Here is a 21,414-nt window from a genome sequence, read left to right as displayed (position 1 = left end):
TAGATTTGAGTCATGAACTTTCGGGGGTTGTTCGAACACTTATCAACGATGGCGGCTGATCCATTGCTGCTCGCGCCGCTCGACGATGTGGCGTTGTCGGAGGAGACGGTGTGCGCGCTGCGGGCGAAGAATGTGTTGGACGCATTGCTGTTTCGGTTCACCGCTGATCTCGACAAGCGTGGTGTGGCCAAGACACTCGGTGCGGATTCGACCGCGGCATTGCTGCAATCGGTGCAGGTATCACCGGCTGTCGCGCACCGCTACGTACGGGTCGGTCGCGCCCTCGGCTCCATTCCCTCGGTCGCTGCGTATGCCGTGGATGGGACTCTGTCGGGGGAGCACGTGGACGCCATCGTCAAAGGCTTGCATCACATCGACCGCCGCGACCCGGACCTGTCGGAGTCCGATCGGGACGACTGTGTCCGTGGGTTGTTGACCGAGGCCCGTATCTCGACGCCGGCCGCGGTCATTGAACGGGCCCATGAGATGGCGATCGCCTTGTCGCCGCCGGACAAAGAAGTGCCCGATGCGGAGAATGATGAGCTGAACGAGGTGTCGTTCGGTACCGGCGATGACGGCCGCACCCACGGCACCCTGGACGTGGACAAAACCCTCGGGGAGAAACTGGCGACCGCGTTGCGTCCGCTGGCCAAGCCCGTGCCTGAACCGGATGGGTCACCCGACCCGCGCAGCACCTCGCAGCGTCTCGCCGAAGCCCTCGGAAAAATCCTGGACGTGTTTTTCGCCCACCACGACCGGCCCACCGAAGGCGGCGTCAAACCTCGGGTGACGATGACCGTCTCGGCGGAGCAGCTTCTGGCGTTTCAGATGAACGGCATCGTGGGCGCGAAAGTCCCGACCGCGCCCGCGACGTTCGAGTGGACGGGTCCGGTCTCGGTGCCGACCGCGCAGATGACCGCGTGTGATTCGGTGATCACCAAGATCTTGCTCGACAACAACGCCGTACCCCTGGAGGTGGGGCGTGAGTTTCGGACGGTCACACCCGCCATTCGCAAAGCCCTCATCGCCCGGGACAAAGGCTGCGCGTTCCCCGGCTGCGGCTGCCCCGCCGGCTGGACCGATGCCCATCACATCACGTTCTGGAGTCACGGTGGTGAGACCAGCCTGACCAACACAGTTCTGTTGTGCAGACGGCATCACAACTACATCCACCACAAAGGCTGGACCGTGTTCCTCGGACACGACGGCCACCCCTGGTTCATCAAACCCGGCACCAGCACGCCCATGCGGTCCCATGCCACACGCACCATGACCAACGAACCGCTCGCCGCCTAAACGGCCCACAAGTTCACGAGAAGCTCCACACGACGACGCAGCGCGAAGGTACTACCGCAGCACAGGTCAACCCCTGCGCGGCTTGATGTTTGAAAACTCCATAGTGTGATCCTCTCCGTCGACGGGAGATAGCAGCGGCATGACATCTGTCATGCGGTTCTCGTGACATCGGCAGTGGGTGGGCCCGTCCCGGATGCAGCAATGTTCTTCTCATGAACACACCCGCAATCGAATTGAGCGGACTGACAAAGACGTTCGCTTCATCCACTGGGCCCGTCAGGGCTGTCAACGGCATAGACCTGCGCATCGGGGCGGGCGAGATAGTCGCGTTCCTGGGCCCGAACGGCGCAGGCAAGACGAGCACCATCGACATGATGCTCGGACTGTCCACACCGGATTCGGGGAGCGTCCGAGTCTTCGGTACCGATCCCGTGACAGCTGCGGGAAACGGACGAATCGCCGCCGTCATGCAAACCGGGGGATTGTTGCCCGACTTCACCGTTGCCGAGACCGTACGCATCGTTGCAGGCACCTTCGGGGCAGCCGCCGCCGTCGACCGGGTCGTCGAGCGAGCCCGGCTGACGGACATCGCCGACCGCAAGGTCTCCAAGTGCTCCGGTGGTGAGCAGCAGCGACTGAAGTTCGCATTGGCGCTGTTGCCCGATCCCGACCTGATCGTGCTCGACGAACCGACAGCCGGGATGGACGTCGAATCACGTCGGTCCTTCTGGGCGACGATGCGCGCCGACGCCCAGAGCGGCCGGACCGTGGTTTTCGCGACCCACTACCTGGAAGAGGCGGACGATTTCGCCGACCGCATCGTCATGGTGGCGAAAGGTCAGATCGTCGCGGACGGATCGACGGCGAGTATCCGCGCCCAGGCAAGCGGCCGGACCGTCTCGGCAATCCTCAATCCCAACGATCTCGAAATGGTCCGCGCGACGTTCCCGGAACTGACCGACGTCAGCGAGCGCGGTGGGCGCCACCACCTCCATACGCCCGACTCCGATGCGCTGGCCCGCCATCTGCTCACCGCGACGGGCGCTCGCGAGGTCGAGATCACCTCTCACAACCTCGAAGACGCCTTCGTCGCGCTGACCAGCGAGCACTCGCAGACCGCAACCCCCGAAAGGATCAGCTGATGACCACCCTGACCACCCCGACCGCTCGCTCGCGGCACGCAGTCCAGCGAGGCTTCTCCACCACGTATGTCCGCCTCGACCTCAGCCGGGTGATGCGTAACCGACGAGCAACGATCTTCACGTTGGCCGTGCCCACCCTGATGTACCTCATCTTCGGGGCCACCGCGGACTACGGCAGCGACAAGATAGGCAGTGCGGACACCGCGGCGTACGTCATGATCCACATGGCGATCTATGGTGCGATCCTCGCCACGACCACCACTGCGGCATCGGTGGCCCTGGAACAGCAGGCCGGCTGGACACGAACACTGCGGATGACGCCCATGACACCAGCCGCCTATGTGGTGTCGAAAGTGCTCGTGGCACTGACCGTCGCAGCGCTCCCTCTGATCCTGTTGTCGGCAGTCGGAGTCGCCACGGGAGCGAGTGCTCCGATCGGCGACTGGGTCGCCGCCGTCCTGCTGGGGTGGCTCGGTTCGGGGCTGTTCGCCGCATTCGGCCTGGCGGTCGGCAGCGCCCTGCGATCTGATGCCGCGACGCAGGTGCTCGGCGGGGTCCTGACCCTGCTGGCCTTCGCGGGCAACGTGTTCGTCCCGCTCAAGGGCGCGATGCTGACGTTCTCCATGTTCACGCCGATGTTCGGGGTGAGCCAACTGGCGAACTACCCGATCACCGGGGGCGTCACCGCATACGGCGATCACATCTCGCTGCTGGTGTGCTTCGTGAACATTGCGGCATGGGCAGCAATCTTCGGATATGCGGCAATTCACTACTACCGCAAGAGCACGGCGCGTCAGTAGGTAACTTCAACAGGGACCACACGTCGCAACCACAAACCGGAGAGTCCACATGTCCCTCACTGCCCTCCTCGAAGTCAAGTTCAAGCCCGAAGCCCTCGAAGAAGCGACGGCGGTGTTCAAGCGGGCTCTGAACGAGACACGGGCATTCGACGGATGCGAATCCGTCGAGGTCCTCGTCGATGCGGCGGATCCGACGCGTTGGGTGATCCTCGAGCGGTGGGCGTCGGTGGAACAGGACGCGAAGTACCGCGAGTTCCGGGCGGGTGAAGGTGCGATCACCGAACTGGGCCCGCTGCTGGCAGGCGCTCCCAGCCTCACGTCGTACCACACCGACGACAACATCTGACCTCTGCGAATTTGATCCTGGACAACCAAAACAGAAACATGTTCTAGTTCTTGCATGTTGCACTTCGCGCAAGAGGATGTCGACGACGCAGAACTCGACCGGCTTCGTGGCCTGTACGGCTCGTTCACCGAGGCTGTTCGTGACCTGGTGGACGCGACCATCCGCACGGAGGTCGACGAGGACACGCTCCTCGGCGTGCAGGCCGAGATCGAGGCGGCAACCGCGCGACTGCGGACAAAACAACTCGACGGTCCGTACGGGGTGCGCGTCACTCCGACGGGCAAGAGCATGGCGTGGGGCAATGCGGCGGTAGGACTACGCAACGCCGCGGCGCCGCCGATGGTGATCAATCACGACGGGGAGGGCAGCTCGTGGGCAGAAGTCGACCTGGGCGCCGCCTACGAGGGCCCTCCCGGCCTCGTTCACGGTGGTGTGGCTGCCCTGCTGCTCGACCACATCCTCGGAGAGACCGGCAGCTTCGGGCGCCGGACCAACCTCACCGGGACGATCGAGATCAAGTTCCTGCGCGCAACACCGCTGGGGCATCTTCGGGTCGAGGCGCGAATCGACCGCGACGAGGAATACAAGACCTTCGTCGTGGGGAGCATCTCTGATGCCGAAGGAGTCACCGTGGAGGCGAGCGGGGTCTTCATCGTCCCCAAGTGGGCCCGCGGCGAAGGAAACCTCTGGGGGACGCAGACCTAGTCGCCTCGACCTGTGGCGAGACGTGCGGTGGGGCTTTGCCGCCGTCTGGCTGTTGTTCCTGATCTACCCCATTGCGTCGGTGGTGTCCTCGGACACGCTCAGTCGAACCGAGCGCATCGTCACCCTGATCGTGCTCGGATGCTTCGCGCTGGTCTATGTGCTCGCCTGCGTCTACGTGTTGTTTCGGCGAGATCTCCCAGAAGAGGTACGGGCACGCAGATCGATCGCAGTCTTCGTGCTGCTGATCGCTCTGGCAGCAGCTGCGATGGTGACACTCGGCGAGGACGTGTTCTCTCTCGCGCCGTATCTGATGGCGGTGTCGGCATTCGCGTTCGCTCTGCCGATCGCGGTCGCGACCTGTGTGGTCTTGCTCGGCGCCGCGATCATCGCGCCGGAGGTCGTCACCGGCTGGTCCGTCGACACCGGCATCGTGGTGATGCTGTTGGTGGTCGGCCCGACGCTGCTCGCTGTCCGCGTTCTGCGGTCCCGGGAGGAGTTACGTGAGCAAACCGTCGCAGCGTCACGACGACTGAACGAGCAGCTGGCAGTGGTGGCGGAGCGGGAACGGGTTGCTCGCGACGTCCACGACATCCTCGGCCACTCTCTCACCGTGATGACGGTGAAATCAGAGCTCGCGGGCCGGCTCGTCGACGTCGATCCGGACGCGGCGAAAGCGGAACTGGCTGATCTGCATCGAATCTCACGCGAGGCCTTGGCCGAGATCCGGGCGACGGTCGGGGGGCTGCGTTCGCCGGATCTGGCCACCGAACTGCTCTCGGCCCGCACCGCGCTCGTGGCGGCTCAGATCGAGCCGTCCCTGCCCGGTGATGTCGAGGTGGTGAACCCGGCCCACCGGGTCCTGTTCGCCTGGGCGCTGCGCGAGGCCGCCACCAACGTAGTTCGCCATTCGGGTGCTACGCAAGCGTGGGTCACGCTGGAAGAGAACATGATTCGGATCTCTGACGACGGCGTCGGCTTGACCGGCCGAGCCGACGGGAATGGCCTGCGCGGGCTGCGCGAACGCGTCCATGCCTCCGGGGGCACCCTGCGTGTCGCCGGGGAGCCGGGAACAGGCACAACGATCGAGGTGCAGGTGTGATGAGTGAGATACGACTGTTGCTGGCCGACGATCAGGCACTGGTTCGCGGAGCACTCGCCGCGCTGCTGAGCCTGGAGCCCGACCTGAACGTGGTGGCGCAGGTGGGGCGAGGCGACGAGGTACTCGATGCGGCCCGTGGGGCGGCCGTCGACGTCTGCCTGCTCGACATCGAAATGCCCGGCGCGGACGGGATCGAGGTGGCGGCACTCGTGCACGCCGAACTCCCGACGGTCCGGACCCTCATCGTCACCACCTTCGGAAGGCCGGGATATCTGCGTCGGGCGGTGGAGGCAGGCGCGTCGGGTTTTGTCGTCAAAGACACCCCCGCCGCCGAACTGGCCGACGCGGTACGCCGCGTCCATGCCGGCCTGCGGGTGATCGATCCCACGCTCGCGACGGAAAGCCTCACCGCCGGAGGCAATCCGCTGACCCAACGCGAACGCGACGTGCTCACCATCGCCCTGGCCGGGGCGCCGGTGGCCGAGATAGCCGCGCAGGTCCACCTGTCGGCGGGAACCGTGCGCAACTATCTGTCCAGCGCAATCGGCAAGACCGGTGCGGAGACCAGGGCCCAGGCCGCCCGTATCGCCCAGCAGCGGGGCTGGCTCTGACCAGCGGGCTCCGCTACCCCTTTTGCGCCTGTAAGTCGAGTTCTGCAGGCCCGTGTCGGAGGGCTTTCGAGCTCGCCGATTTCAATACGACGAGGGTGGCGTGAGAAAATGATTCGATGCTCATTGCCGGGGTGATCCTCCGTGCAATGATCTTCCGATCATCTGCGGTCAGCAACGGCGCTGGCCTGGAGTAAGAGGTGCAGCCCACCTGTGGAGTGTCAGCGCTGGTGGACGTGGTTCTAGGCTTGCCCGACAGGGTAAGTCCCAGCTCACATGCCGTATCCTCTGCTGAAACGGTGCGCCCCACGTGGGTGCGATGTTAAGGGCGAAAAAGTATGAAGCACGCTCCCGGCCCCATAGGGCTCTACGATCCGCAGAACGAGCACGACTCGTGCGGTGTTGCGTTCGTCGTCGACATGCATGGTCGACGCAGTCGCGACATCGTCGACAAGGCGATCTCGGCACTGGTGAACCTCGAGCATCGAGGTGCAGCCGGCGCGGAGCCGAACACCGGTGACGGTGCCGGCATCATGATCCAGGTCCCAGACGCGTTCTTCCGCGCCGTGGTCGACTTCGATCTGCCCGCCGAGGGCTCCTACGCGACCGGCATCGCATTCCTGCCGCAGGGATCCGGCGATGCCAAGACCGCATGCGACGGCGTCGAGAAAGTCGTGACGTCCGAAGGCCTCACTGTGCTCGGCTGGCGCGACGTACCCATCGACGAGAGCTCACTGGGCGCTCTGGCCCGCGACGCGATGCCGACGTTCCGACAGATCTTCGTCGCGGGAGCCTCCGGTGACGACCTCGAGCGACGCGCCTATGTCGTCCGCAAGCGGGTCGAGACCGAACTCGGCAACAAGGGCGCCGGACAGGACGGCCCGGGCCGCGAAACGGTCTACTTCCCAAGTCTTTCGGGACGCACCTTTGTCTACAAGGGCATGCTGACCACCCCGCAGCTGCGGGGCTTCTACGTCGACCTGCAGGACGATCGAGTCGAGAGCGCGCTGGGCCTGGTCCATTCGCGGTTCTCCACCAACACGTTCCCGAGCTGGCCGCTGGCCCACCCGTTCCGCCGCGTCGCCCACAACGGTGAGATCAACACCGCGACCGGCAACGAGAACTGGATGCGCGCCCGCGAGGCGCTCATCGACACCAGCGTGTTCGGTGAGGGCACCGGCGAGAAGATCTTCCCCGTGGTCACCGAAGGCGCCTCCGACACCGCGCGCTTCGACGAGGTGCTCGAATTGCTGCACCTCGGCGGGCGCTCTCTGCCGCACGCCGTGCTCATGATGATCCCGGAGGCCTGGGAGCGTCACGAGTCGATGAAGCCGGAGCACAGGGCTTTCTACGAGTACCACTCGACGCTCATGGAGGCCTGGGACGGCCCCGCGTCGGTCTGCTTCACCGACGGCACCCTGATCGGCGCCGTCCTCGACCGGAACGGACTGCGCCCGAGCCGCATCTGGGTCACCAAGGATGGGCTGGTCGTGATGGCGTCGGAGGTCGGTGTCCTCGACATCGACCACGGCGACGTGGTGCAGAAGTTGCGCCTGCAGCCCGGTCGGATGTTCCTGGTGGACACCGCCGCGGGTCGCATCGTCGACGACAACGAGATCAAGGACGAGCTCGCCGCCGAGCACCCGTATCAGGAATGGCTCGATGAGGGCATGAAGCACCTCGACGACCTGCCCGGCGAGCCGCACAGCCATATGGCGCACGATCGGGTGAAACTGCGTCAGCAGGTCTTCGGATACACCACCGAGGAGATCAGTCTGCTGGTCGAGCCGATGGCCCGGACCGGCGCCGAGGCGATCGGCTCGATGGGTACCGACACTCCCATCGCGGTTCTCTCGCAGCGTCCCCGGATGCTCTTCGACTACTTCCAGCAGATGTTTGCGCAGGTCACCAACCCGCCGCTCGACGCCATCCGGGAAGAGGTCGTCACCAGCATCGGTGTCACGATCGGTCGCGAGGCCGATCTGCTGAACCCGGGCCCCGAGTCGTGCAAGCAGATCGTGCTGCCCCAGCCGATCCTCGACAACGACAACCTGGCCAAGCTCGTACGTCTCGGCGAGGACGAGCGGTTCGCCGACTACCGCAGCGTGCAGATCCGTGGCCTGTACCCGGTCGCCGACGGCGGCGCCGGATTGCGTAAGGCCCTTGATGACGTCCGCAGGCAGGTCTCCGAAGCGATCGCCGACGGTGCCCGTCTGGTGGTCCTGTCGGACCGTGAGTCGGACGAGACCCTTGCCCCGATCCCGTCGCTGTTGCTGACCTCGGCCGTGCATCACCACCTCGTCCGCGAGAAGACCCGCACCCAGGTCGGGCTCCTCGTCGAGGCCGGTGACGCCCGCGAGGTGCACCACATGGCCGCACTCGTCGGCTTCGGTGCCGCCGCGATCAACCCCTACATGGCTCTCGAGACCATCGAGGACATGGCGCTGCGTGATGCGCTCGGTGGGCTCGACTACAAGACGGCCCAGAAGAACTACATCAAGGCCGCAGGCAAGGGTGTGCTCAAGGTGATGTCCAAGATGGGCATCTCCACCTTGGCGTCCTACACCGGCGCTCAGCTGTTCCAGGTCATCGGCATCAACCAGGACACCGTCGACGAATTCTTCACCGGGCTGCGGTCGCATCTCGGTGGCATCGGTCTCGACGAGATCGCGGCCGACGTCGCCATCCGGCATGCCGTGGCGTTCACGGGCCGCCCCGAAGAGCGGGCGCACCGCGAATTGGAGGTCGGCGGCGAGTACCAGTGGCGCCGTGAGGGCGAATACCACCTGTTCAACCCGGACACCGTCTTCAAGTTGCAGCATTCCACCCGCACCGGTCAGTACTCGGTGTTCAAGGAGTACACGAAGCTCGTTGACGACCAGTCCAAGCGCATGGCGTCGCTGCGGGGGCTCTTCGACTTCAACTTCGACGACCGCGACCCGATCCCCATCGACAAGGTCGAATCGGCCCGCGACATCGTCAAGCGGTTCTCGACCGGTGCGATGAGCTTCGGCTCCATCTCCGCCGAGGCCCACGAGACGCTGGCGATCGCGATGAACCGTCTCGGCGGCCGTTCGAACTCCGGGGAGGGCGGCGAGGACGTGCGCCGCTTCGAGCACGACGAGAACGGTGACTGGCGGCGCAGTGCCATCAAGCAGGTCGCATCAGGCCGCTTCGGCGTCAACTCGCACTACCTGACGAACTGCACCGATATCCAGATCAAGATGGCCCAGGGTGCCAAGCCCGGTGAGGGCGGACAGCTCCCGCCGCACAAGGTGTACCCGTGGGTCGCCGAGGTCCGCGGCTCGACACCCGGTGTCGGACTGATCTCGCCGCCGCCGCACCACGACATCTACTCGATCGAAGATCTCGCACAGCTGATCCACGACCTGAAGAACGCGAACCCGGCAGCTCGGATTCACGTGAAACTTGTGTCCGAGGTCGGTGTCGGGACCGTCGCCGCTGGCGTGTCGAAGGCGCACGCCGACGTGGTGCTGATCTCGGGCCACGATGGTGGCACCGGTGCGACGCCGCTGACGAGTGAGAAGCATGCCGGCGGTCCGTGGGAGCTCGGCCTGGCCGAGACGCAGCAGACGCTGTTGCTCAACGGACTGCGTGACCGCATCGTCGTGCAGGTCGACGGCCAGCTGAAGACCGGACGCGACGTCGTCGTCGCAGCGTTGCTCGGAGGCGAGGAGTTCGGGTTCGCCACCGCACCGCTGGTGGTCTCGGGCTGCATCATGATGCGGGTCTGCCACCTCGACACCTGCCCGGTGGGTGTCGCGACGCAGAACCCCATCCTGCGTGAGCGGTTCACCGGTAAGCCCGAGTTCGTCGAGAACTTCTTCCTCTTCATCGCCGAAGAGGTTCGGGAGCTGCTCGCTCGACTCGGCTTCCGGACGCTGCAGGAGGCCGTCGGCCAGGTGCAGATGCTCGACACGGCGAAGGCACTGAACCACTGGAAGTCGGCCAAGGCAGGCAAGCTCGACCTGTCGGCCATTCTGACGCAAGCGGATTCGCCGTTCATGAACCAGGATCTGTACTGCTCCGGCAGTCAGGACCACGCCCTGGACAAGGCGCTGGATCAGCAGCTGATCACCCAGGCGCGCGCCGCCATCGACAAGGGTGAGCGTGTCAGCTTCTCGTCCGAGATCGCGAACGTCAACCGCACTGTCGGTACGATGCTGGGTCACGAGATCACCAAGAACTACGGCGCCAACGGGCTGCCGGACGGAACGGTGATCATCGACTTCAAGGGTTCGGCGGGCAACAGCTTCGGGGCTTTCGTCCCGAAGGGCGTGACGCTGCGTCTCAAGGGTGATGCCAACGACTTCGTCGGCAAGGGCCTGTCCGGCGGTCGGATCGTGGTCAGCCCCGCGGACAACGCGCCTGAAGGCTTTGTGGCAGAAGAGAACATCATCGCCGGCAACGTCATCGGATTCGGCGCCACCGGCGGCGAGATCCTGCTGCGCGGCGTGGTGGGCGAGCGCTTCTGCGTCCGTAACTCCGGCGCGACGGCAGTCGTCGAAGGCGTCGGCGACCACGGGTGTGAGTACATGACCGGTGGCCGTGTCGTGGTGCTCGGACCGACGGGGCGTAACTTCGCGGCCGGCATGTCCGGCGGCATCGCCTACGTGTACGACCCGGCGAATGTCCTGAAAGACAACCTGAACACCGAACTGGTGCTGCCCGAGGCGCTGGAAGACGAGGATCTCGAGTTCCTCCAGGCCATTGTCGGCAAGCACCGCAACGAGACCGGATCGCCGGTCGCCGAGCGCATTTTGAACGACTGGGACAACAACTCTCAGAAGTTCGTCAAGGTGATGCCCCAGGACTACAAGCGGGTGTTGCAGGCGATCGCGTCGGCCGAGAAGGACGGACGCGATGTGGACGAGGCAGTAATGGAGGCCGCACGTGGCTGATCAAAGAGGCTTTATCAAGCACACCGAGCGGGAGCTGCCCCAGCGGCGGCCGGTGCCCTTGCGGTTGATGGACTGGAAAGAGGTGTACGAGGACTTCGATCGCGATGCCCTCAAGACCCAGGCCAGCCGCTGTATGGATTGTGGTATCCCCTTCTGCCACAACGGTTGCCCACTCGGCAACCTCATTCCCGAGTGGAATGACCTGGTGTACAAGGATCGCTGGGCCGACGGTATCGAACGCCTGCACGCGACCAACAACTTCCCGGAGTTCACCGGCCGGTTGTGCCCGGCGCCCTGCGAGGCATCGTGTGTGCTCGGCATCAACCAGCCTGCGGTCACCATCAAGCAGGTCGAGGTCGAACTCATCGACAACGCCTTCGACGAGGGCTGGGTCACGCCGGTGCTGCCGTCGGAGAAGACCGGCAAGTCGGTTGCCGTGATCGGATCCGGTCCTGCGGGACTGGCAGCGGCACAACAACTCACCCGCGCCGGTCATGACGTGACGGTGTTCGAGCGGGCTGACCGGATCGGTGGATTGCTGCGTTACGGCATTCCCGAGTTCAAGATGGAAAAGCGGCACATCGATCGCCGCCTCGAGCAGATGGAAGCCGAGGGGACGCGGTTCCGTGCCGGCGTCAACGTCGGTGTCGATCTCACGGTGGAGCAGCTGCGCGCCGATTTCGATTCCGTCATCCTCGCCAACGGTTCGACCCAGGGCCGCGACCTGCCGATTCCCGGACGTGAGCTGGACGGCATCCACCAGGCCATGGAATTCCTGCCGTGGGCCAACCGGGTGCAGCAGGGCGACGACATCCTGGACGAAGACGGCCAGCCGCCGATCACGGCCAAGGGCAAGAAGGTCATCATCATCGGTGGCGGCGACACCGGCGCAGACTGCCTCGGCACCTCGCTGCGGCAGGGCGCCGAGATCGTGCACCAGTTCGAGATCATGCCGCGGCCGCCGGACGAGCGCGCCGATTCGACCCCGTGGCCCACGTACCCGCTGATGTTCCGGGTCTCGTCAGCCCACGAAGAGGGCGGCGAACGTGTGTTCTCGGTGAACACTGAGGAATTTGTGGGCAACGACGGCAAGGTCGCCGGGTTGCGCGCGCACGAGGTCATGATGAACAACGGCCGCCCCGAGAAGATCGACGGCAGCGACTTCGAACTCGAGGCTGATCTCGTCCTGCTCGCGATGGGCTTCATCGGGCCCGAGCGCGCCGACTTCCTCGACAAGCTCGGTGTCGACTACAACGAGCGCGGAAACGTCAAGCGTAACGACGCTTTCGAGACCACTGTGCCCGGTGTTTTCGTCGCCGGCGACGCGGGCCGTGGTCAGTCGCTGATCGTGTGGGCCATCGCCGAGGGACGGGCCGCGGCCGCCGCAGCGGACCGATTCCTCACCGGCGAAACACTGCTCCCCGCGCCGATTGTCCCGACGCAGGCGCCGCAGCGCTAGGACTCGCGAAACCGAGTCCGAACTGCAATGATGATTTCGGTTCGGGGAGCTTGGCGAGTCATGTAGTGGGCGGGAAACTGCCCGGCGCGATCAATGAGTGAAGGAAAGTACATGCGTGTGCGGCGGTGGGTCAGTGCTCTGGCGGCAGGAATCTTGACGGCGGGGACCGTCAGCGTCTTATCCGCACCGGCGGCGATCGCCGACCCCGCAGACTGCCCGGAGCTCTACGTCCTGGCCATCCCGGGAACCTGGGAGAACTCGGCCGACGGACAGGTGCCGGGCATGCTCTCGTACCCGACGTCCGGCCTCGGGTCGGAGACGCGGGTGCAGCTGGTCGGTTACAACGCGACCGCGTTCCCCTGGGAGACCGGCGGCAGCATCTACGGCAAGTCCAAGGCTCAGGCCGTGGCCAACGCCGAGGGGCTGGCCATCACGATGACCAACCGGTGCCCCGGCACGAAGATCGCGGTCATCGGCTACAGCCAGGGCGCAGACGCGGCAGGCGACTTCGCCGCGGAGGTCGGCACTCGCCGCGGCGTCATCAAGCCGAGCCAGTTCGCGGGCGCCGTGCTGATCTCTGATCCGCGACGCACCAAAAAGGATGCGCTCATCGGTCCGAAGCTGACCGGTGAAGGCAACGGCGGGCCCCGTCAGGGCGGGTTCGGCTGGGTGAGCGACCGCACCTTCACGATCTGCGAGCCCGGTGACCAATACTGCAACATCCCGCGCGACTACTACGTCTCGCGAATCGCCGGCTATCTGGCAGAGACCAGCGACCCCAACCCTGATCAGCTCGGTCAGTACCAGGCAGAGGCCTGGGCGATCGTCAGCGAGCTGGTGACCAGGGGTGGACCGGGTGCACTGGTCAATGAGCTGAGCAACGAGAAGGCGCGCGCACAGATCATTGCGTTCAACCGCTTCCTGCAGTCCGGATCGCATGGCGACTACGCGCGCTTCCAGGTCGAGCCCGGCGTGACCGCACTCCAGTGGGCACAGAACTACCTCGCCGGTCTGGCCTGACTCACCCACCACCGTCACCGACGTTGTCGGTTGACTGACAGATCCTTGTGATTCCTGGGGCAGATGTGGTTTGCCCGCGTGTGCTACCGACCAAGTGGTCTTTGCGGGCGTAACGTGTGCTACGTCACAGCGTTCGGAGACCGATATCGCGTTGACCAGCGAAGAGTAACAAGGCTTTTGGTCATCACGACACATATCGCGAGGGATACTTGTGTTTCTGGCTGGCGGTCAACCGGTGAGCGACATAAAGTATCGAAAAGAGTATCCACAGCATTAAACAGGATGTGATCTGTCGTGAAGCTGGCGAACCCCCGCACCCGCCGCCGCACTCAACTGCTCGGAATGACCCCGCATATCTTCGGGTCCGATGGTTATATCGCCCACCGACGTCTAGCCCGCCGGCTGCCCGAGAACCGCGAACGGCTCGTCACCACGGACGAGCTCCGCAGCTTCAACCTCTGACGACGAGTTCGGCGCCGAAACCGTCGATCAGCTCGGCTGCCAGCGTCGGCTGCTGGACCACGAAGAAGTGTCGCGCTGGGCTCAGTGGCAGGTACCGGGCCCCCAGGAACCGTGCGTACCGCTCCTGTTTCCAGTTCCATAACAATCGCACCGGTGTTCGTCGCGCGGGAAGCGCGGACACCACCAACGCGGGAACAGACAGCGGATGCGTATGTCGCAGCGCGACCACTTCTGAGTTCAGCACCCCGAAGGCCGCTTGCTCCACCAGCAGTGCCCGCGGATAGCGCGTCCCACCGTAGACCTCTGCGATCCAGAGTCGCTGCGCTTTGGTGAATCCATCGGGTGGGCCGGGCCTGGTGGCAAGGGCATGTCCCCAAACCACCACCGAACGGGGTAGCCGCAGTGCTTTGATGACACGCGCCGCCAGGTGCGCGAGCCCGTTGCTCCAGCTCGGCGGGACCAGCTGCAGCGGCAGCATGACGTACGAACCGTCGAGCATGATCACGCCGGCGACCCGATCCGGCCGCATTCTCGCGTAGCCCTCGACATAGAGGGACGCCAGCGAATGGCCGGCGAGCAGGACGGGCTCGGTGATCCCGAGGGCGTCGAGGACGGCGTCGATTCGGGCGGTCTCGTCCGCGATCGACGGGATCTGCCCGGCCGGGAGGGAATCGGAGAGGCCGTACCCCGGCCGGTCGTACCGGATGACCGTCCAGCGCTCGGACAGGATCTCGGTGACCTGATCGAAGTCGAACCAATTGCCGCCCAACGCTGCCAGGAACAGCAGCGGCGGACCCGCACCGTCGACCACCACATGGGTTCGGATACCCGCAACGGTGTGAAAGGTCCCGGGTGGCTGCACCTGGGCCAGTTTAGGCTGTGCCGGCGTCGACCGGGCTACTCACGGCCCCCGACGAGATCGCGCATCCTCTCGCGGCGGTTGACGTACACCTCGTATCGCTTCTCGGCGCGCGCGATCTTCTTCGGCGAGTAGAACCGTTTGGCCCAGAACGAGGTGGGGTGAGCCAGACGGAGGGTGCCGATGAAGCCCAGTGCGGGTACCGCCAGGCCGATCAGTCCGGTGGCGAGCTTGCCCTTCAGCAGACACACCATGGTGTAGGCAACGTGAATCAGCACCGCGATGGCGATGGAGATGACGCCGACGGCGTTCCCCGGATTGCCCTCGATGCCGAGCGGTGTGGTGCCGACCAGGAGTGCCAGCCCCACCACTGCGGCGATCATCACCGCGTCGATCGACTTGCGTCCCTCGTCGGACCAGTAGACGTCCTCGAGATGCAACCAGAGCGCGAACTCGTCGAGAGCGAGTGCCGCACCGATTCCGAACATCGCGGCGAGCACCTCACGCCACGGCGAGTCCGGTTGGAAGCGGAACTCGAGCAGCCCCGCGACCAGGATCAGCAAGATTCCCCACACCTGGTGGTGGATGTGCACCCCACCGATATAGATGTCGTTGACGGCGCCACCGGACTCTTCGCCCTCCGGCGCAGGTGTCGCGCTGCGGGCCTTGATCTTCCGGGTGATCGAGCGGGTGATCCCGTAGGTGATGATGAACCCGACCATCGCCACCAGAGCGGCGGACCGGCCGGTGTCGACGATGTGTTCGGTGAACCAGTTCACGTCCCTACACCCCCGCAGAGGTCGGCCCCTGTCACTTCGGCTTGGCGAGCGGGAACGCGAGGGTCTCGCGGATCGACTGCCCGGTGAGGAGCATGACGATCCGGTCGACACCGATTCCGAGACCACCGGTCGGGAACATCCCGTGCTCGAGGGCTTGCAGGAAGTCCTCGTCGAGTTCCATCGCCTCGGGGTCGCCGCCGGCGGCCAGCAGTGACTGCTCGGTGAGGCGCTTGCGTTGCTCCACCGGGTCGGTCAGTTCGGTGTAGGCGGTACCGAGTTCGACACCCCATGCCACCAGGTCCCAGCGTTCGGTGACCCCGGGGATGGTCCGGTGCTGACGCGTCAGTGGCGACACAGACGTCGGGAAATCCTTGTAGAACGTCGGGAACGTCGTCTGGTCCTCGACGAGATGTTCGTACATCTCGAGCGCCACCTGCCCGGCGTCCCAGTCGTTCCGGTACGGGATGTCGTGCTTGTCGCACAGCGCTTTCAAGGTGTCGACGTCGGAGTACGGGGTGACGTCCTCGTTGATCGCCTCCGACACCGCGCCGTGCAGCGTCTTCACCGGCCACTCGCCGGAGATGTCGACCTTCTCGATCTCCCCGTCCTTGCCCTCGATGTAGACGACCTGCTCGCCGTGCGCTGCGACCGCGGCTTTCTGGATCATCTCTCGGGTCAGATGCAGCATCCGGTCGTAATCGCTATGTGCCTCATAGGCTTCCAGGCTGGTGAACTCCGGGTTGTGCTTGAAGTCCACGCCCTCGTTCCGGAAGTTGCGACCCATCTCGAAGACCCGCTCCAGGCCGCCGACGCACAGCCGCTTGAGATAGAGCTCCGGCGCGATGCGGAGATAGAGGTCGAGGTCGTAGGCGTTGATGTGGGTACGGAACGGTGCGGCATTGGCGCCACCATGGATCTGCTGGAGGATCGGGGTCTCGACCTCCATGTAGTCCCGGCCACCGAGATAGTCCCGCATCGACTTAACGATGGCGCTGTGCACGCGCATGAGTTCGCGCGCCTTCGTGTTGATCGTCAGGTCCACATATCGCTGGCGAACGCGGGCCTCGGGATCGGTGAGGCCACTCCACTTGTCGGGCAAGGGATGCAGACATTTGCCGAGCATCCGCCAGTCCTTGGCCAGCAGCGACAACTCGCCCTTGCGGCTGCGGCCGACGACACCGCTGACCTCGATGAGATCGCCGAGGTCGACCGTGCTCGCGAGGTCGAGGGTGTCGGGACGCAGTGCGCTCGCATCGACGAGGACCTGCATGTCGCCACTCCAGTCGCGGAGGTCGCAGAAGACCACCTTGCCGAAGTCGCGCATACGGATGACGCGCCCGGCGATCCTGCCCGTCGTCCCCTCGGGAGCGGCGACCGCCTCGGCGATGGTGTGGGTGGGCGGGTAAGCGGGTGGATAGGCGTCGACGCCCGCGGCGGTGAGCTGTTCGAGCTTGGCCAACCGGACGCGAACCTGCTCGGGCCGCCGCGGGCCACGATGCTCGGCCTTTTCCATGCCGGCGATCTCGGCAGCCACGGCATCCACGTCGACCCCGTCGGGGATGGACGACGCCTGACCGGTGAAGTCCCGGCCTTTACCGAACTTGGGGAGTTTGACGAACCCCTCGTTGACGACGGCGGCAAGACCCACACGAGGCACCGTCCGGGCGTCCTCGAAACAGAGGAAGCGCGGCACCCACTGCGGCTGATACTTGGCGTTGGACTTGTACAGCGATTCCATCTGCACGTACTTGGACGCGAAGGTCAGCGCGCCGTACATCGTGCGCATGATCGGGCCGGCGCCGATCTGGCCGCCCTCTTCGAATACGGCGCGGAAGGCCGCGAAGTTCATGGAGATGTACAGGATGCCGAAGGCTTCGGCGTTCTCGGCAAACTCGGTCACCATGGTCTCGGTGAGCCCGTTGATCGAGTTGTGGTCGCGGCGCATCACGTCCAGCGAGGCGCCGGTGGTGCCCCAGGGCACGAACGAGAGCATGCCGACGACCTTCTCGTCGTCTGTGCCCGCGTTCTGCACCGCTTCGACGAGAATCGATCGACCGTCCTGCGGATCGCCGAGTCGGCCGAGCGCCATGGAGAAGCCACGCTCTTCGTCGGTGTCGCGCCAGGCGTCGGCGCGGGCGATCATCGCAGCCATCTGCTCGTCGCTCAGGTCTTCGTGACGAGCGATGCGCACGGTGATCCCTGCGCGCTTGGTGCGGGCGACGGACTGCCGGACAGCTTTCATGTCCGGACCGTTGAGGTTGTATCCGCGGGTGTGGACGATCGCCTCGTCGCCGATGTTGAGCGTCGTGAACCGTGCGGCCTCCCAGACCTCGGCCCCGTGGAGGCTGACGCCGATGGCGCCCGGATGCCATCCGTATTCATCGCAGACCTTGATGAACTCGGCCACCGCGTCGGGCCAGTATTTCTTGTCGCCGATGGGGTCTCCGCCGGCCATGGCCGTCCCGACTTCGACGCGGTAGGTGATCGCGGCCATGCCGTTGGGTGCGAAGACAACCGCCTTGTCGTGCCGGGTGGAGAAGAAAGCCAGGGAATCGTCGCCGCTGTATCCCTCGATCAGCAACCTGATGAGGCGTTCGTCCGCGGGCGTCATGGAGTTGCTCGAGCGCTGCGATCGGAACAGGATCAGCGCGGCCGCGATGAGCGCCAAGGCCCCGAGGAGGCCGAGGAACGTCTCGAGCGCGGCGTAGGTGTGGTGGTTGTCGAAGTCGGTGGACACGTCGATCGACCCGAAGGTCACCACGTGGTTGATCGCGTACGGCAACCGCTCGGACTGCTTCAGGTCGCGCGGCCAGATCTCGACCAGGCCCCAACCGATGAGAGATGCGGCGACGAGGCCTGCGACGAGAACGCCGAGGGCCCGCCAGATCGCGCCACTGCGGACCTTTGTATAGAACTGCCGGTAGCTGGCCACGAGGTAGCCGAGCGCGAGCAACTGGATCGCCAGGCCGATGAAGATGTTGACCCGGACAACCGTGTCGACGCCGTTGTCGGAGGCGAAGGGCTCGAAGAGGTAGATGACGTTGGCCGTGCCGAACAACAGAATGTAGACAACCGTGAGCCACCAGGCGATCCGCTTACGGGAGGCAAGCGCAAATGCCAACAGTCCCAGCACGAATGCCCACGCGAAACTGGTATCGGGGGCCACGACAATGTAATTGTCGACGTACGTGCGAGGTACTTCGGTGAGGCGTCGGAATTGCACAGAAAGGCTGCTGATGAGGGATATCCCGGCGAGGACGCCGACGACCCAGCTCGTGTGCCGGGGCGCGTTCTTGAAGAAACCCGACGGGGGAGTTCGGCGCACCACGTGATGCTCGGTTGGCCTTGCCACTTCTTGGCTTTCAGGTAAATCCACGCTCACAGGTGTTGCCTTTCCACGGCTGGTCCGACGTAACGTTATCGTGGCGGTGCCATGATTGAACGGTGAGCCGAGAAACAATTCCGATCCGCGACAACACCATCCGTCTGGGCCAGTTTCTGAAACTCGCCAATCTGATCGAATCGGGGTCCGAGGCGAAGGAAGTGATCGCCGACGGACTGGTGCGTGTCAACGGTGACATCGAGACCCGCCGCGGCCGGCAACTGGCGATCGGCGACGTGGTGGAGATCGGCGGCACCGAGGCAGAGGTCGGGTCCGGGGATGCCGCGGAGCCGGACATCAACTGGTGACCGGGCGGGCGGTGGATGCCCGCTCCGACCCGTTGGTTACCGGCGAGTAAGTACAAGTCGTTACGCTGTTGTCCATGACTGAGACGACCTTTGTCGCGACGGCCGATCTGGTAGACGAAATCGGCGCGGACGTACGCAGCTGCGATCTTCAATTCACCCAGTACGGGGGCCGGCGCGAGTTCGTCGGACGGGTCACGACCGTGCGGTGCCTGCAGGACAATGCCCTGCTCAAAGAGGTGCTCGGTGAACCCGGCAACGGTGGGGTACTGGTGATCGACGGTTCCGGATCGTTGCACACGGCTCTCGTCGGCGACGTGATCGCGGAACTGGGCCGGTCCAACGGCTGGGCAGGGATCATCGTCAACGGCGCGATCCGCGACTCCAAGATCATCGGGACCCTGGACATCGGCGTGAAGGCGCTCGGGACCAATCCTCGCAAGTCCACCAAGTCCGGAGCGGGCGAGCGAGACGTGCCGGTCGAGCTCGGCGGCATCACTTTCACTCCCGGCGATCTGGCATACAGCGACGATGACGGCATCGTCCTCGTCGCCTCGGAATAGGGGAAAACGACATGGCCAAACCAGACACAGCGACATTCGACCGGTTGCGCGGACTCATCGCGATCGACGACATGGGATCCCGGCCGACGCGGCCGGTGCTCGAGGCGTTCAGCGGCACCGAGATGACGACCGTCCCGGTGGGAACCGCCGCCGACGTCGATGCCGCCTTCGAGATCGCGCGTGCCGCCCAACGCACGTGGGCACAGGTGTGGCCGCGTGAGCGGGCGGCGATCCTCATCGAGTTCGCGGCGTTGGTGATGAAGAATCTCGACGCGCTGGCCGACATGGCGCAGGCCGAGACGGGCAAGGCTCGCAGCTACGCCCAGGAAGAGGTCCTCGACGTCGCGATGACCGCGCGGCACTACGCCAAGACCGGTCCGAAGCTGCTCGCCGCAGGCAAGGTCAAGGGCATGCTGCCGCTCGCGACCGACGCCCGGGTTCGTTATCAGCCCAAGGGTGTGGTCGGCGTGATCTCGCCGTGGAACTACCCGATGACGCTGGCGGTGTCCGACGGGCTGGCCGCCTTGATGGCCGGTAATGGCGTGGTCCTCAAGCCCGACAGCCAGACACCCTACTGCGCCCTGGCGATGGTGGAACTGCTGTACAAGGCCGGTCTCCCCAAGGAGCTCTTCGCCGTGGTGCCTGGCCCGGGCTCCGTGGTGGGACAGGCGATCGTCGCCAAGGCGGACTACCTGATGTTCACCGGCTCGTCGGCGACCGGAGCAACGCTCGCCGAGCAGTGCGGCCGCCGCCTGATCGGCTTCTCCGCCGAGCTCGGTGGCAAGAATCCGATGATCATCACCAAGACCGCCGATATCGACAACGCAGTCGAGGGGGCCGTGCGCGCCTGCTACTCCAACTCCGGGCAGCTGTGCATCTCGATCGAACGGATCTACGTGGAGAACCCCGTCGCCGAGGAGTTCTCGGCGAAGTTCGCCAAGCGGGTCGCGGAGATGAAGTTGGGCAGCGCCTACGACTTCACCACCGAGATGGGATCGCTCGCCTCCGCCGCCCAGGTCGACACCGTCGCCGCGCATGTCGCGGACGCGAAAGAGAAGGGGGCGGTGGTACTGGCCGGGGGCAACCGCCGCGACGACCTCGGCCCGTTCTTCTACGAGCCGACCGTACTGACCGGGGTCGCCGAAGGCATGGAGTGCTTCGCAGCCGAGACCTTCGGGCCGCTGGTCGCGGTCTATCCGGTGGACACCGTTGACGAGGCGGTGAAGCGGGCCAACGACACCGAATACGGCCTCAACGCCAGTGTCTTCGCGGGAACGTCGGACGAGGGACGCAAGATCGCCGCAGAACTGCGGGCGGGCACCGTGAACCTGAACGAGGGTTACGCCGCCGCCTGGGGTTCCACGGCCGCTCCGATGGGCGGCATGGGAATCTCCGGGGTCGGACGTCGCCACGGCGCCGAGGGGCTGCTCAAATACACCGAACCGCAGACGATCGCCGAGCAGCGGGTCATCGGTCTCGGCGGAATCAAGGGCGTTCCGCGGAGCGTCTTCCTGCGCATCGTGCCGACCTTCATCAAGTCGCTGAAGTTCCTGCCCGGGCGGTAGGTACGCCGGCGCTTCGCCGAACCAGCACCGCCCAGACAGTAAGCCCGGCAACAACATCGGGACGAACAATCGACAGCAAGAACATGAAAGGCACGAAATACG

General features: G+C 65.1%; 17 protein-coding genes. 14 read left to right on the top strand and 3 right to left on the bottom strand.

From position 1 onward, the window contains the following. The first annotated feature begins 48 nt into the window (after positions 1-48). The 11 genes from DFR67_RS08220 to DFR67_RS30450 all read left to right on the top strand — a co-directional run bounded on the left by DFR67_RS08220 (position 49) and on the right by DFR67_RS30450 (position 13,859). A complete protein-coding gene (locus DFR67_RS08220; RefSeq protein WP_245937817.1) occupies positions 49-1,296 on the top strand; it encodes an HNH endonuclease signature motif containing protein in 1,248 nt (415 codons plus the stop codon). Positions 1,297-1,508: 212 nt separating this feature from the next. Further along, the gene (locus DFR67_RS08215; protein ID WP_110469045.1) at positions 1,509-2,438 is read left to right on the top strand and encodes an ABC transporter ATP-binding protein; all 930 of its coding nucleotides are present in this window, start codon (positions 1,509-1,511) and stop codon (positions 2,436-2,438) included. Then, on the top strand, positions 2,438-3,238 hold the full coding sequence (locus DFR67_RS08210) for an ABC transporter permease (RefSeq protein ID WP_110469043.1): 801 nt from the start codon (positions 2,438-2,440) through the stop codon (positions 3,236-3,238). Before DFR67_RS08215 ends, DFR67_RS08210 begins: the two co-directional genes overlap by 1 nt. A 49-nt stretch (positions 3,239-3,287) precedes the next feature. Continuing rightward, entirely contained in the window at positions 3,288-3,584 is a 297-nt protein-coding gene (locus DFR67_RS08205) for a putative quinol monooxygenase (RefSeq protein WP_110469042.1), read from the top strand. 54 nt (positions 3,585-3,638) lie between these two features. Continuing rightward, positions 3,639-4,289 carry a PaaI family thioesterase gene (locus tag DFR67_RS08200; protein WP_110469041.1) on the top strand — a complete coding sequence of 217 codons (651 nt, stop codon included), beginning with the start codon at positions 3,639-3,641 and terminating at the stop codon, positions 4,287-4,289. 22 nt (positions 4,290-4,311) lie between these two features. After that, positions 4,312-5,388 (top strand): sensor histidine kinase, encoded by a 1,077-nt coding sequence (locus DFR67_RS08195; protein ID WP_245937816.1) that lies wholly within the window; start codon positions 4,312-4,314, stop codon positions 5,386-5,388. Then, a complete protein-coding gene (locus DFR67_RS08190; protein ID WP_110469039.1) occupies positions 5,388-5,999 on the top strand; it encodes a response regulator transcription factor in 612 nt (203 codons plus the stop codon). The genes DFR67_RS08195 and DFR67_RS08190 overlap by 1 nt, the downstream gene beginning before the upstream one ends. 335 nt (positions 6,000-6,334) lie before the next feature. Then, positions 6,335-10,918 carry a glutamate synthase large subunit gene (gltB, locus tag DFR67_RS08185; RefSeq protein ID WP_110469038.1) on the top strand — a complete coding sequence of 1,528 codons (4,584 nt, stop codon included), beginning with the start codon at positions 6,335-6,337 and terminating at the stop codon, positions 10,916-10,918. Beyond that, a complete protein-coding gene (locus DFR67_RS08180) occupies positions 10,911-12,377 on the top strand; it encodes a glutamate synthase subunit beta (RefSeq protein WP_110469037.1) in 1,467 nt (488 codons plus the stop codon). The genes gltB and DFR67_RS08180 overlap by 8 nt, the downstream gene beginning before the upstream one ends. A gap of 111 nt (positions 12,378-12,488) precedes the next feature. Beyond that, positions 12,489-13,397 (top strand): cutinase family protein, encoded by a 909-nt coding sequence (locus DFR67_RS08175; protein ID WP_110469036.1) that lies wholly within the window; start codon positions 12,489-12,491, stop codon positions 13,395-13,397. Between the two features lie 294 nt (positions 13,398-13,691). Further along, positions 13,692-13,859 (top strand): hypothetical protein, encoded by a 168-nt coding sequence (locus tag DFR67_RS30450; RefSeq protein WP_158539926.1) that lies wholly within the window; start codon positions 13,692-13,694, stop codon positions 13,857-13,859. On the opposite strand, the gene DFR67_RS08170 is transcribed toward DFR67_RS30450, so the two are convergent. Genes DFR67_RS08170 through lysX form a run of 3 tightly spaced genes read right to left on the bottom strand, consistent with a single transcriptional unit; the run spans position 13,849 to position 18,825 of the window. Further along, positions 13,849-14,721: an alpha/beta hydrolase gene (locus DFR67_RS08170; protein ID WP_245937815.1), complete on the bottom strand. Its 873-nt coding sequence runs from the start codon at positions 14,719-14,721 to the stop codon at positions 13,849-13,851. The two genes, DFR67_RS30450 and DFR67_RS08170, sit on opposite strands and share 11 nt — an antisense overlap. 35 nt (positions 14,722-14,756) lie before the next feature. Then, the gene (locus tag DFR67_RS08165; protein ID WP_110469034.1) at positions 14,757-15,497 is read right to left on the bottom strand and encodes a hypothetical protein; all 741 of its coding nucleotides are present in this window, start codon (positions 15,495-15,497) and stop codon (positions 14,757-14,759) included. 31 nt (positions 15,498-15,528) lie between these two features. Beyond that, complete coding sequence (gene lysX, locus DFR67_RS08160) at positions 15,529-18,825, bottom strand: bifunctional lysylphosphatidylglycerol synthetase/lysine--tRNA ligase LysX (RefSeq protein WP_425451262.1); 3,297 nt, start codon at positions 18,823-18,825, stop codon at positions 15,529-15,531. 116 nt (positions 18,826-18,941) lie between these two features. Here lysX and DFR67_RS08155 point away from each other — a divergent pair, with 116 nt between their 5' ends. From DFR67_RS08155 to DFR67_RS08145, 3 genes are all read left to right on the top strand, one after another. Further along, complete coding sequence (locus DFR67_RS08155) at positions 18,942-19,187, top strand: RNA-binding S4 domain-containing protein (RefSeq protein WP_110469236.1); 246 nt, start codon at positions 18,942-18,944, stop codon at positions 19,185-19,187. A gap of 74 nt (positions 19,188-19,261) precedes the next feature. Beyond that, complete coding sequence (gene rraA / locus DFR67_RS08150; RefSeq protein ID WP_110469033.1) at positions 19,262-19,747, top strand: ribonuclease E activity regulator RraA; 486 nt, start codon at positions 19,262-19,264, stop codon at positions 19,745-19,747. A gap of 11 nt (positions 19,748-19,758) precedes the next feature. Then, on the top strand, positions 19,759-21,312 hold the full coding sequence (locus tag DFR67_RS08145) for a succinic semialdehyde dehydrogenase (protein ID WP_110469032.1): 1,554 nt from the start codon (positions 19,759-19,761) through the stop codon (positions 21,310-21,312). The last annotated feature ends 102 nt before the right edge of the window (positions 21,313-21,414 follow it).

The organism is Williamsia limnetica (assembly GCF_003217475.1).
Classification (GTDB): Bacteria; Actinomycetota; Actinomycetes; order Mycobacteriales; family Mycobacteriaceae; genus Williamsia; species Williamsia limnetica.
This window is presented reverse-complemented; position numbering and strand designations above follow the sequence as displayed.